Source organism: Ancylobacter oerskovii (genome assembly GCF_018390555.1).
GTDB classification, from domain to species: Bacteria; Pseudomonadota; Alphaproteobacteria; order Rhizobiales; family Xanthobacteraceae; genus Ancylobacter; species Ancylobacter oerskovii.
In genome coordinates, this window is record NZ_JAHBGB010000015.1 from 88,377 (window position 1) to 100,197 (window position 11,821).

The window sequence follows — 11,821 nt, forward strand, 5'->3', positions numbered from 1 at the left end:
TCGAATGAAAGGATTCTGTCATGGCGACAGGTACCGTGAAGTGGTTCAACGGCCAGAAGGGCTATGGTTTCATCCAGCCGGACAATGGCGGCCCGGACGTGTTCGTCCACATTTCCGCCGTGGAGCGCGCTGGCATGACCAGCCTGCACGACGGGCAGAAGGTCTCCTACGAGATCGAGTCCGATCGCCGCACCGGCAAGCAGAGCGCTGGCCAGCTGCAGGCGGCGTGATTGGTGCCGGACGGCTCCTGACCACGGATGTACTGGCAGGAACGTCGAGCACTATGGGGAGGCCGGGGCAATCCCGGCCTTTTTCATTTTGAGGAGAGCGGCAATGGCCAATCCGACCCGGGAGACTTTGTTCAAGCCCAATCTCACCAAGACCGAGAGCAAGGCCGAGGCGGTCTCGCGCATCGCCATGTCGATGATCGAGCAGGAAACCGCCCGGCGCGACGCCAAGACCGCGCGGCTCCGGGAAGCCCGGCTGGCGCAGGAAGCCGCCTCCCAGCCGGCCAAGACCGTTCCCGGCGCCAATAGCGCCGCCCAGGCCAAGAGCGCCTCCCGGACCAAGACCCGCCGCGCCAAATAGGGCGGTTGCGCCTACCCCTCGCGGCTCGACCGGCCGGCGACAGGGTGCGATGATGGCGCCGTCCGCGCTCCGCTTCCCATCGAAAGGCCGATCCGCATGCTGCAGTCCGCGGCAGCGCTGGTGATCATCGACCTCCAGAAGGCCATCGACCATCCGGGATGGGCGGAGCAGGGTCCGCGCAACAATCCCGATGCGGAAGCGGTCGTCGCCCGGCTGCTCGCGGCATGGCGCGCCGCCGGCCGGCCGGTCTTCCACATCCGCCACGACTCCGCGGATTGGCGCTCGACCTATCATGCCGACGGCCCGGGCAGCGGCTTCAAGCCGGAGGCGATGCCCCGGCCCGGCGAGACGGTGATCGTCAAGCGGGTGCACAACGCCTTTCTCGGCACCGATCTCGAGGCGCGCCTGCGCGCGGCCGGCATCGCGACGCTGGTGGTCGCGGGGGTGATCACCAATAATTCCGTCGAGACGACGGTGCGCATGGCCGGCGATCTCGGCTTCGACGTGCGGCTGGTCGAGGATGGCTGCTTCACCTTCGCGCGCCGCGACCATGCCGGCCGGCTCAGGAGCGCCGACGAGGTGCATGCCATGTCGCTGGCGAATCTGGACGGGGAATATTGCACCGTGGTGCGGGCGGCGGATCTGCTGTAGCGGCGGCAGGGGCTCCGCCGGCCTCCCCGCCAGATATGCGACAGCGCGACAGCGCGGCAGGACGCGAGGGCGGGACGAGCCCGCGCGCCCCGGCCGCCCATCGGGGGACAGGATGCCGATGCGCTCAGCCGGCCCGCGCGGCGAGCACGGCGTCGGCGGCCTCGACGAAGCCTTCCCCGCCCGGCCCCGCCGCGATCCAGGCGGGCGGGGTCGCGATCTCCTGCAGATAGCGGGTGACGGTGCTCACGCCGACGCTGTGCGGGAAGAAGCCGAACATCGGCGCGTCATTCGTCGAATCCCCGACATAGAGCACCGCCTCCGGCTCGGCCGCGACATCCAGCCCGTAGCCGTCGGCCAGCACGCGCCGGGCCATGGCCAGCTTGTCGTAGCCGCCGAGCCAGCCGAGCACCCAGAGATTGTTGAGCGTCACCTCCGCGCCCTCCGCTCGCAGGGCGCTAGCGATGGCGCTCCGCTCCCCCGGATCCTCCGGCTGCGCGAAGGCGATGCTTGTCAGGCGAAACGGCTGGTCCTCGGCGAGGCGGGCGGACGGAACCGCGGCCTGCACGGCGCGCGCGATCCGCGCCAGTTCCTCCGCGACCGCCGGCCGGTCGCCCTCCCCGTGCCAGAACAGGCGCCGGATACCGTGCCCCTCGCCGTCCCGGCGAAAGAACAGCCCGCCATTCTCGCCGATGACCCCGTCGACCGGCCACATGCGGGCCATCTGGTCGCACCATCCGGCGGGAGCGGCGGTGACCGGCATCACCGTCACGCCGGCCTGCTGCAACCGCTCCAGCGCTCCATAGGTGCGGGCCGCCAGCCGCCCCCGATAGGTGAGGGTCTCGTCCATGTCGGTCAGGACGAAGCGGACGCCCGCGAAGGTCGAGGGAGCAGCATCACGCAAGGGTCGCATATCGTTCCGTCCTGCTGGAAAGCCGGGTCACGAGTGGGTTGCCCGGCTAGCCGCTTCTCGCCGCCGCCTTCAGCCGGTACAGCGCCTCCAGCGCCTCGCGCGGGGTCATCTCGTCCGGGTCGATCCCCGACAGCGCCGTCTTCACCGCCTCGGCCGCCGGGTCCGCCTTCGCGGTTTCCAAAGGTGCCGCCGGCACCCGGTTGATCGCCGCGAACAGCGGCAGGTCGTCGAGGATGCGCTGCGCCGGCGCGGCGCGGTCGGCGGTCTCCAGCTCCGTCAGCACCGCCTTGGCCCGCGCCACCACGCTGGCCGGCAGGCCGGCAAGCCGCGCCACCTGGATGCCGTAGGAACGGTCCGCCGCCCCCGGCACCACCTCGTGCAGGAAGATCACCTCGCCCTCCCACTCCTTCACCTTCACCGTCGCGTTGACGAGGCGGACGAGGCGCTGCGACAGCGCGGTGAGCTCGTGGAAATGGGTGGCGAACAGGCCGCGGCAGCGGTTCACCTCGTGCAGGTGCTCGAGGCTCGCCCAGGCGATGGACAGGCCGTCGAAGGTGGCGGTGCCGCGGCCGATCTCGTCGAGGATCACCAGCGAGCGCTCGCTCGCCTGGTTGAGGATGGCGGCGGTCTCCACCATCTCCACCATGAAGGTCGAGCGCCCGCGCGCCAGGTCGTCCGCCGCGCCGACGCGGGAGAACAGGCGATCCACCACGCCGATATGCGCCGCCCGCGCGGGCACGAAGCTGCCGGCTTGGGCGAGGATGGCGATCAGCGCGTTCTGGCGCAGGAAGGTCGACTTACCCGCCATGTTGGGGCCGGTGACCAGCCAGATACGGCCGGAATTCGCCCGCCCGTCGGCAGCGTCCGGCGGCGAGAGCTCGCAGTCATTGGCGACGAACGGGCCGCCGTCGCGCCGCAGCGCCTGCTCCACCACCGGATGGCGTGCGCCCTCCAGCCGGAAATCGAGCCCGCCATCGACCTCGGGCCGGACATAGGCTTCCTCCACGGCGAGCCGCGCGAGGCCGGCGGTGACGTCGATCACCGCGAGCACCCCGGCGGCGGCACGGATCGCCTCCGCCTCCGCCATCACCGCGGCGGCCAGCCGGTCGAAGATCGCCTGTTCGAGGGCGAGGGCCCGCTCGCCGGCGCTGGCGATCCTGGCCTCCAGCTCGCCGAGCTCGGTGGAGGTGAAGCGCATGGCCCCGGCCATGGTCTGGCGATGCACGAAGACGGCATCGAAAGGCGGCTCGCGCAGCCGGTCGGCATTCTGCTGGGACACCTCGACATAATAGCCGAGCACCGCATTGTGCCGGATCTTCAGGGATTTGACGCCGGTTTCCTCGGCATAGCGCCGCTCCAGCGCTGCCACCACGCGCCGGCTCTCGTCGCGCATGGCCCGCGTGGCGTCGAGATCGGCGTCGAAGCCGGCGCGGGTGAAGCCGCCGTCGCGGCGATAGGGCGGCAATTCGTCGGCCAGCGCCTCCGCGAGCAGCGCCGGCAAGGCGGGGTCGACGGCGCCGAACAGCAGGGCGTTCGCCTTCAGCTCCTGCCCCACCTCGCCCGCCAGCAGCAGGCCGGCGATCGCCGCGCCCTCGGCGAGACCGCGGCCGATGGCGGCGAGGTCGCGCGGGCCGGAGCGGCCGAGCGCGATGCGGGCGAGCGCGCGGGCGAGGTCCGGCGCCCCCGCGAGCCGCTGCTGCAGCGAGGCGCGCAGCGCCGCATCCTCCACCAGCGCCTCCACCGCGTCGAGCCGGGCGGCGATGCGGGCAGGGTCGGTCAGCGGCTCGGCGAGGCGGCGGGCCAGCAGGCGGGCACCGGCCGAGGTCACGGTGCGGTCGACGGCGGCGTTGAGGCTGCCGGCGCGGTCGCCGGTGGTGGTGCGCAGGATCTCGAGATTGGCCCGCGTCGCCGGGTCGATCACCATGATGTCGGACGCCGCCTCGCGGGCGGGCGCGGCGAGCGGCGGGCGCTGGCCGAGCTGGGTGCGCTCGACATAGGCGACCACCGCGCTGGCGGCGGTGAGCTCGACGCGCGAGAAGGCGCCGAAGGCATCGAGGGTGGCCACCCCGAAGAAGCCGGCGAGGCGACGTTCGGCGGAGGCGCCGTCGAAGCTTTCCTTCGGCAGCGGCGTCACCGCCGGCAGCGTGCGCCAGATCTCGCGGAAATCGGCCTCATCATACACCTGATCGGGCACCAGCAGCTCGGCCGGCTCCACCCGCGCGAGGTCGGCGGCCAGCCGCCCGGCATGCGTCTCGATGACCCGGAAGGAGCCGGTCGAGATGTCCGCGAAGGCGAGCGCATAGACATAGCCGTCCTCCCCCGCCCCCTCCCCGCCGCGCTGGCGGGCGAGGCTTGCCAGCACGTTCTCGCGCCTGGCGTCGAGCAAGGCATCCTCGGTGAGGGTGCCGGGGGTGACGAGACGGGTAACATCCCGCCGCACCACGCTTTTCGGGCCGCGCTTCTTCGCCTCGGCGGGGTCCTCGGTCTGCTCGCACACCGCGACGCGATGGCCGGCGGCGATGAGCTTGTGGAGATATTCCTCGGCGCGCTCCACCGGCACGCCGCACATCGGGATATCCGCGCCCTGGTGCTTGCCGCGCTTGGTCAGCACGATGCCGAGCGTGCGCGAGGCGATTTCCGCGTCCTCGAAGAACAATTCGTAGAAATCGCCCATCCGGTAGAACAGCAGGCTGTCCGGGTTGGCGGTCTTTATCTCGACATACTGCGCCATCATCGGCGTGACGCGCTCGGCGTCGCCGGAGGCCTTCGGGGAGGGAGTCGCGGTCGCATCCATGCCTGAACGCTTGCAGGGACACCGCCCCGACCGCAAGGGCGCGGCGGGCTTTTCCCCGCCTTACAGCTCGATGCCGCGCAGCGCCTCGGGGTCCATCAGGCCCATCAGGCGGCCGGCGGCGCAGCGCGCGAGCCGCAGGGTGAGCGCCTTGCGCTGCGGTGCCGCCAGCGGGTGGCGCGGCGCCTCGCGCATCAGCGCCGCCCCGAAACCGTCGGCGACCAGGATGCCGGTGTCCTCCGGCAGGATCTCCAGCGGAAAGCCCGGCGCGACGGCGAAGAACAGCCGGTCGCAAAAGTCCCGATATTCGAACCACTTGTGATCGGCGCGGAAATCGGCGACCGAGGATTTCACCTCGATCACCCAGACCTCGCCCTTGGCGCAGAGCGCCGCGACATCGGCGCGGCGGCCGCTGGCCAGCACGAATTCCGGCACGCCGACCAGCCCGCACGCCGCCACATAGCGCAACGCGCCGCGCCGGATGGCGAGCGCCGCCTCCGATTGGCGGCCGTCCGGCGGCAAGGCGAGAGCGTCGAGGGTTCCATGCATGACTGTACCCTATACGTTCTCATCGGAGAATGAAAAGCCCCGAGCGAAAGGTCGTTACCCGACCGGATCGACTCGTCTATAAGCGGGCGTCCTTCCGATGGTCCCCCTCATGGCCGCCTCGACCGTGCCGTCCGAATCCGCACCTGCGAAAACCGCATCCGGCGAGGCATCGCCCGCCGGCTCCGGGACCGAACGGCCGACACCGAGCCTGCGTGAGCTTTTCGTCGGCTTCCTGTCGGTGGCGGTGGTGGCCTTTGGCGGGGTGCTGCCGATCGCCCGGCGCGCGGTGGTCGAGCGGTATCAATGGGTGGATTCGGACGAGTTCACCGAGCTCGTCGGCCTCGCCCAGTTCCTGCCGGGGCCGAACATCGTCAACCTGTCCGTCGTCATCGGCGCGCGCTTCCGCGGGGTGCCGGGCGCCATTGCCGCCTTCAGCGGCCTCACCCTGGCGCCGGCGGTCATCGTCATCCTCGCCGGCACGCTGTTCGCGCGCTACAGCGACGTGCCGGCGGTCTCGGATCTGCTTGCCGGCCTCGCCGCCGGGGCCGCCGGCCTCGTCATCTCCATGGCCGGGCGCATGGGCGAGCCGATATGGCGACGCCGGGAATGGCGCGACCTCGGCATCGTCGCCGTCTCCTTCATCGGCATCGTCGTGCTCGGCCTGCCGCTGCCCTGGGTGATGCTCAGCCTGGCCCCCGTCTCGATCGCCCTCGCCTGGTGGGCGATCCGATGAGAGACGACAGCATCCTCGGCCAGCTCGCCACGCATTTCCTGCTGATCTCGCTGCTGGCGGTCGGCGGCGCCAATGCGGTGCTGCCGGAGATGCACCGCCAGGTGGTCGAGGTCGCCGGCTGGATGACCAACGAGCAGTTCGCCCAGACCTACGCCATCGCCCAGGCGGTGCCGGGGCCGAACGTGCTGGTGGTGACGCTGATCGGCTGGCATGTCGCCGGTTTCGCCGGCGCGCTGGTGTCGACGCTCGCCATGTGCGGGCCGACCTGCGTGCTCGCCTATGTGGTCGGCGGCGTCTGGTACCGTTTCCGCGAGGCGAAATGGCGCCGGGCGATCCAGGGCGGGCTGGTGCCGCTCACCATCGGGCTGATCGCCGCCTCCGGCTTCCTGCTCGCCGAGGGGGCCGCGCGCACGGTTCCGACTGCGCTCTACACCGCCGTCACCGTCGCCGTGCTGCTGTTCACCCGCGTCAGCCCGCTGTGGATGCTGTTCGGCGGCGGCGCTCTCGGGCTGCTGCGGCTGATCTGAGTCACCGCCGATGGAAGGCGGCGGCGAGGCCCTCAGGGCTCGAGCGCCGTGGCGCCCTCTCCGCGGGCGAAGGGCGGCAGTTCCGGTCCGGCCAGCGGCGCCTCCGCCGGCTCCGGCCGGCTCGCCCCGGCGGCAAGCCCGCGCACCAGCGCCAGCGCGCTGATCAAGGCCGCCACGCCGAAGGCGACCGATCCCAGCGCCTGGCCCGCAAGCACGCCCTCGGCACCCCAGTAGCGCCCGCCCACCAGCACGAAGGGGATGACGCCGAGCGTCGCCCGGCTCCAGTTGAACACGGTGGAGCGCAGCGGTGCGCCGAGATTGTTGAACGCCGCGTTGGCGACGAACAGCATGCCGAGGAAGACGAAGCTGCCGGCGAGCCACAGGCAGTAGAAGACGACGAGATGCTCGCCCTCCGCCGAGAGGCCGAAGGCGCCGGCGACGGCATGGCGGCCCAGCGCCATCAGCCCCCATACCCCGATCACATAGGCGAGGATCAGGATCAGGCTGTCGAGAATGGCGCGCCGCACCCGGTCGTAGCGCCCGGCGCCGACATTCTGGCCGATCACCGGCCCGATGGCGCCGGTCAGCGCGAAGAGCGGCCCGAAGGCGACCGGGATCAGCCGCCCCACCACCGCGAAGGCGGCCACCGCCGCGTCGCCATGAGCGGCGAGCGCAAAGGTGACATAGGCATTGCCGACCGGCGTGGCGAGATTGGTGAGGATGGCCGGCACCGCGATGCCGGACAGCGGCCCGGCGTCGCGCCGGAAGTCCTGCCAGCGCAACGGGCTGGCGCAGCCATGGACGCGCGCGACCGCATGCAGGCCGTAGGCCGCCATCGCGACGCGGGAGACCACCGAGACCGCCGCCGCTCCCTCCACCCGCCAGTCGAGAACCAGGATCAGCAACGGGTCGAGCGCCGCCGTCACCAGCCCGCCGATCAGCGTCACCAGCATGGAACGCCGCGCATCGCCGAGGCCGCGCAGCGTGCCGGATGCCGCCATGCCGATGCCGAGCAGCGGCGTCGAGGGCAGCACGATCATCAGGAAGTCGCGGGCGATCTCCAGCGTGCGCCCGGTGGCGCCCAGCAAGGCGAGCAACGGGGCGAGCAGCGGCATCATCACCCCGGCGGTGACGAGGCTGGCGAGCGTCATGTAGACGAAGCCGGAGGTGGAGATCCGCCCGACCTCCTCGCGGCGGCCGGCGCCGACCGCGCGCGACACCAGCGCCGAGACTGCGATCATCACCCCGATCGACACCGAGGTGACGAAGAACATCACCGTGCCGGCATAGCCGATGGCGGCGGCGAGTTCCTCCTCGCCGAGCAGCGAGATGTAGAACAGGTTGAGCAGGTCGACGACGAACACCGCCACCAGCCCCACCGAGCCGGCCGCGGTCATCACCGCGACATGGACCATGGTCGAGCCGGTGACGAAGCGGGCCGTGGAAGCGGATGAGCTCTGCATGGCCGGCTTATCGCACGGACGCGGCGGCCGGCGATAGCGGCACGCGGAGGCGAGGCGCCATACCCCTGGCGCCATGCCCTCGCGCCATGCCCGGCTCCCGTCGCCGTGCCGGCCCCTCGGGCCGTGCCGCCAGCGGCCCGGCGCGCCGCGCATAGGCCCGCCCGGCGTCTTGTCGTATGCTGGCCATGGACGGCCGCGTGAAATGTCCATTTCGGACGGTGTCACAGGAGCATGCGATGAACCCGTTGCAGGAAGTGCTCGCCCAGGCGCAGCAGGGCCAGCTGATCGACAATCTGGCGCGCAGCTACGGCATCTCGCCGGGCGAGGCGCAGCAGGCGGTGGCCGCGCTGCTGCCGGCCTTCTCCGTCGGCCTCGACCGCAGCACCCGCACGCCGGAAGGTCTCGCCGGCCTCCTCGGCACCATGGCCCGCAATCCCTATTCCGAGGCGTTCGATAACCCGGAGGCGACCCCGGACCCGGTGCTGAAGGCGCAGGGCACGGACGCCCTCGCCGCCATGTTCGGCTCGCCGGACGTGAGCCGCGCGGTCGCGGCCCATGCCTCCTCCGAGACCGGGCTGAGCTCCTCGCTGCTGCAGCAGATGCTGCCGGCGATCGCCGCCATGGTTCTGGGCGGGCTGATGAAGGGTGGCGGCAGCGGCGGCCTCGGCGACCTCTTGGGCGGATTGCTGGGCAACCGCCCTCCGGAGGGCGCCTCCACCGGCGCCTCGACGGGGGGCGGGATTGGCGGCGGGCTCGGCGGAGGACTCGGCGGAGGACTGGGCGACCTCCTCGGCGGCATGCTGGGCGGCGGCGGCGCGGCGGATCGCTCCGGCGCGGGGACATCCACCGGCAACCCGCTGCAGGACCTGCTGGAAGGCCTGGCGAGAAGCGGCCTCGGCGGTTCCCAACCGGGCAGCGTCACGCCGGCCGATTCGCGCAGCCCGGGCACGAGCGGTAACCCGCTGGACGATCTCCTGGGCGGCATGCTGGGTGGAGGTCGGTCGGAAACGGCCGGACCGGACAGCGGCGGCATCCCGCAGCCGCGGCAGGGCGGCGACCCGACCGGCGACCTTCTCGGCAGCATACTGGGCGGCTTGCTCGGCGGGGGAGCCGGGACCGCCGGCGCGCGCCCCGCGCCGGGCGGCGAGGCTCAGGATCCCACATTGCAGCCGCTGAACGACATCTTCGACCGGTTCACCCGCAAGGACGGGCAATAGGCGCCTCGCCTGCGCACCCTCCCCGGCGGCCACCGCCGGGGAGGTGATGGCGGGGCCGATTGAGAAGCGTCATGAAAATCGGCTAGAAGGGCCGGCTGCCCATATCCCGCCGAGAGATGCCGCCCCGATGTCCGACAAGAATCCCGCCACCGATCCCGATCAGCTCGACGACCACGCCAAGGCCCGCGTGCTGGTGCAGGCGCTGCCGCACATGCAGCGCTATGACGACGCCATCATCGTGGTGAAATATGGCGGCCACGCCATGGGCGACGAGCAGGTCGCGCGCGATTTCGCCCAGGACATCGTGCTGCTCGAGCAGTCCGGCGTGAACCCGGTGGTGGTGCATGGCGGCGGGCCGCAGATCGGCGCCATGCTGGCCAAGCTCGGCATCAAGTCGGAATTCGCCGCCGGGCTGCGCATCACCGACAAGGCCACCGTCGAGATCGTCGAGATGGTGCTGGCCGGCTCGATCAACAAGTCGCTGGTCGGCTTCATCAACGAGGCCGGCGGCAAGGCGCTGGGGCTGTCCGGCAAGGACGGCAACATGGTGATCGCCTCCAAGGTCACCCGCAGCGTCCTCGACCCGGATTCCAACATCGAGCAGGTGATCGACCTCGGCTTCGTCGGCGAACCGGCGAGCGTCGACACCACCGTGCTCGACCAGATCCTCGGCCGCGAGCTGATCCCGGTGCTGGCCCCGGTCGCCACCGGCGAGGAGGGCGGCACCTTCAACGTCAACGCCGACACCTTCGCCGGCGCCATCGCCGGGGCGCTCGGCGCCAAGCGCCTGCTGCTGCTCACCGACGTGCCGGGCGTGCTCGACCGCGACAAGAACCTGATCAAGGAACTGTCGATCGCCCAGGCCCGGGCGCTGATCGCCGACGGCACCATTTCCGGCGGCATGATCCCCAAGGTCGAGACCTGCATCTATGCGCTGGAGCAGGGCGTCGAGGGCGTGGTCATCCTCGACGGCAAGGTGCCGCATGCTGTACTGTTGGAGCTGCTCACCGACCATGGCGCCGGCACGCTGATTCGACGGTGAGGGAGGAGCGGAGCGCGATGACGGCCGGAGCAAGGCCCCGGAGAACGCTCGGAGAACGCTCGGAGAACGCCCTTGGCGCCATCCCGCATCGTCCTGCGCAACGGCGAGGTTCTGCTGGGATGGGCCGTCAGCCTGTCCATGCTCGGCATCGTGACCTATGTGGGCGGCCCCCTGCTCTTGCATGGTTCCCCGCGATGGCTGGACACGGCCATCCCGCTGGCGATCATGGCGATCGTCGTCGTGGAGAGCAGCCGTCAGGTCTATGTCGCGCTGACGATTGACGGCGACGAGGCCGAGATCCTGGAGATCGGCCTCTTCCGCTGGCGCCGCCGCCGCTTCCCGTGCCGGTCGCTGAAGCCGCTGCAGAAGCGCGGGAAGGACGAGGAGGGCATGGCCATCGACCGATGCTGGATCGAACTGCCGGACGGCTCGCGTGTCTGCCTCGGTCGCGACTATCCCTGGACAAGCCGATCGACCTTTGCGCGCCTGCGCACGGCGCTCGGGCACTAGCCGCCCCACCGACGACACCGGCCGGGCGCCGGACAGCCCGCGCCGAAGAAGGACACCATGACCATTCGTTCCCCCGATGCCCAGCCGACCCATGGTTTCTCGCATATCGACACCTGGGTGTTCGATCTCGACAACACGCTCTATCCGCCCGGGCTCGACCTGTGGCGGCAGATCGACCTCAACATGCGCCGCTACATCGCCGATTATCTCGGCCTGTCGCTCGACGACGCCTTCGCGCTGCAGAAGGGCTATTACCGCAAATACGGCACCTCGCTACGCGGGCTGATGATCGAGCACGGCATGGACCCGGACCCGTTCCTCGCCGAGGCGCACAGGATCGACCTGTCCGAGCTCGCCCCGGCGCCGGAGCTCGGCGCGGCGCTCGCCGCCCTGCCCGGCCGCAAGCTCGTCTACACCAACGGCTCGCGCGCCCATGCCGCCGCGATCCTGGACAAGCTCGACCTCTCCGGCCATTTCGCCGACGTGCATGACATCGTCGCGGCCGAGTTCCATCCCAAGCCGCAGGAGCCGGCCTATCGCCATTTCCTCGGCCTCTACGGCGTCGAGCCGACCCGCGCCGCGATGTTCGAGGATCTCGCCCGCAATCTCGAAGTGCCGCACGCGCTCGGCATGCGCACCGTGCTGGTGGTGCCGCCCGGCCTCGCCGTGAGCCCGGCCGACCGCGAGGCCTGGGAGCATGACGGGCGCGACGGCCGGCACATCCAGCACGTCACCGACGACCTGCCGGCCTTCCTGCGCGCCTTGCGCGGGACGATCGCCGGCGGCGCCTCGTGACGCCCACCCGTTGACACCCGGCGCTCGGCGCCGCAACAAGTCCCC

13 protein-coding genes are annotated in these 11,821 nt (G+C 71.1%); 9 read left to right on the forward strand and 4 right to left on the reverse strand.

Translation table 11 applies throughout. The features are described from left to right. The first annotated feature begins 20 nt into the window (after positions 1-20). The 3 genes from KHC19_RS08635 (at position 21) to KHC19_RS08645 (ending at position 1,239) form a co-directional block, all read left to right on the forward strand. Positions 21-230, forward strand: coding sequence for a cold-shock protein (locus tag KHC19_RS08635; protein ID WP_213351957.1), 210 nt, complete (start codon positions 21-23; stop codon positions 228-230). A gap of 103 nt (positions 231-333) precedes the next feature. Beyond that, the gene (locus tag KHC19_RS08640; RefSeq protein ID WP_213351997.1) at positions 334-588 is read left to right on the forward strand and encodes a hypothetical protein; all 255 of its coding nucleotides are present in this window, start codon (positions 334-336) and stop codon (positions 586-588) included. 96 nt (positions 589-684) lie between these two features. Continuing rightward, positions 685-1,239 carry a cysteine hydrolase family protein gene (locus KHC19_RS08645; protein ID WP_213351958.1) on the forward strand — a complete coding sequence of 185 codons (555 nt, stop codon included), beginning with the start codon at positions 685-687 and terminating at the stop codon, positions 1,237-1,239. A 124-nt stretch (positions 1,240-1,363) separates the two neighbouring features. Here the strand turns inward: KHC19_RS08645 and KHC19_RS08650 are convergent, their stop codons facing one another. Genes KHC19_RS08650 through KHC19_RS08660 form a run of 3 tightly spaced genes read right to left on the reverse strand, consistent with a single transcriptional unit; the run spans position 1,364 to position 5,489 of the window. Further along, positions 1,364-2,149, reverse strand: coding sequence for an HAD-IIB family hydrolase (locus tag KHC19_RS08650; protein WP_213351959.1), 786 nt, complete (start codon positions 2,147-2,149; stop codon positions 1,364-1,366). Positions 2,150-2,195: 46 nt separating this feature from the next. Further along, entirely contained in the window at positions 2,196-4,943 is a 2,748-nt protein-coding gene (gene mutS, locus KHC19_RS08655; RefSeq protein ID WP_213351960.1) for a DNA mismatch repair protein MutS, read from the reverse strand. Between the two features lie 60 nt (positions 4,944-5,003). Next, entirely contained in the window at positions 5,004-5,489 is a 486-nt protein-coding gene (locus KHC19_RS08660; RefSeq protein WP_213351961.1) for an MmcB family DNA repair protein, read from the reverse strand. A 97-nt stretch (positions 5,490-5,586) separates the two neighbouring features. Here KHC19_RS08660 and KHC19_RS08665 point away from each other — a divergent pair, with 97 nt between their 5' ends. After that, entirely contained in the window at positions 5,587-6,222 is a 636-nt protein-coding gene (locus KHC19_RS08665) for a chromate transporter (RefSeq protein ID WP_246548519.1), read from the forward strand. Further along, a complete protein-coding gene (locus tag KHC19_RS08670) occupies positions 6,219-6,749 on the forward strand; it encodes a chromate transporter (RefSeq protein ID WP_213351962.1) in 531 nt (176 codons plus the stop codon). The genes KHC19_RS08665 and KHC19_RS08670 overlap by 4 nt, the downstream gene beginning before the upstream one ends. 32 nt (positions 6,750-6,781) lie before the next feature. On the opposite strand, the gene KHC19_RS08675 is transcribed toward KHC19_RS08670, so the two are convergent. Continuing rightward, on the reverse strand, positions 6,782-8,212 hold the full coding sequence (locus KHC19_RS08675) for an MATE family efflux transporter (protein WP_246548521.1): 1,431 nt from the start codon (positions 8,210-8,212) through the stop codon (positions 6,782-6,784). 236 nt (positions 8,213-8,448) lie between these two features. On the opposite strand from KHC19_RS08675, the gene KHC19_RS08680 reads away from it, so the two are divergent. From KHC19_RS08680 to KHC19_RS08695, 4 genes are all read left to right on the forward strand, one after another. Then, a complete protein-coding gene (locus KHC19_RS08680; RefSeq protein ID WP_213351963.1) occupies positions 8,449-9,429 on the forward strand; it encodes a DUF937 domain-containing protein in 981 nt (326 codons plus the stop codon). 127 nt (positions 9,430-9,556) lie between these two features. Beyond that, positions 9,557-10,471: an acetylglutamate kinase gene (argB, locus tag KHC19_RS08685; RefSeq protein WP_213351964.1), complete on the forward strand. Its 915-nt coding sequence runs from the start codon at positions 9,557-9,559 to the stop codon at positions 10,469-10,471. A 72-nt stretch (positions 10,472-10,543) separates the two neighbouring features. Beyond that, on the forward strand, positions 10,544-10,981 hold the full coding sequence (locus KHC19_RS08690) for a hypothetical protein (protein ID WP_213351965.1): 438 nt from the start codon (positions 10,544-10,546) through the stop codon (positions 10,979-10,981). 57 nt (positions 10,982-11,038) lie between these two features. After that, positions 11,039-11,776, forward strand: a complete 738-nt coding sequence (locus KHC19_RS08695) for a pyrimidine 5'-nucleotidase (RefSeq protein ID WP_213351966.1) — start codon at positions 11,039-11,041, stop codon at positions 11,774-11,776. The last annotated feature ends 45 nt before the right edge of the window (positions 11,777-11,821 follow it).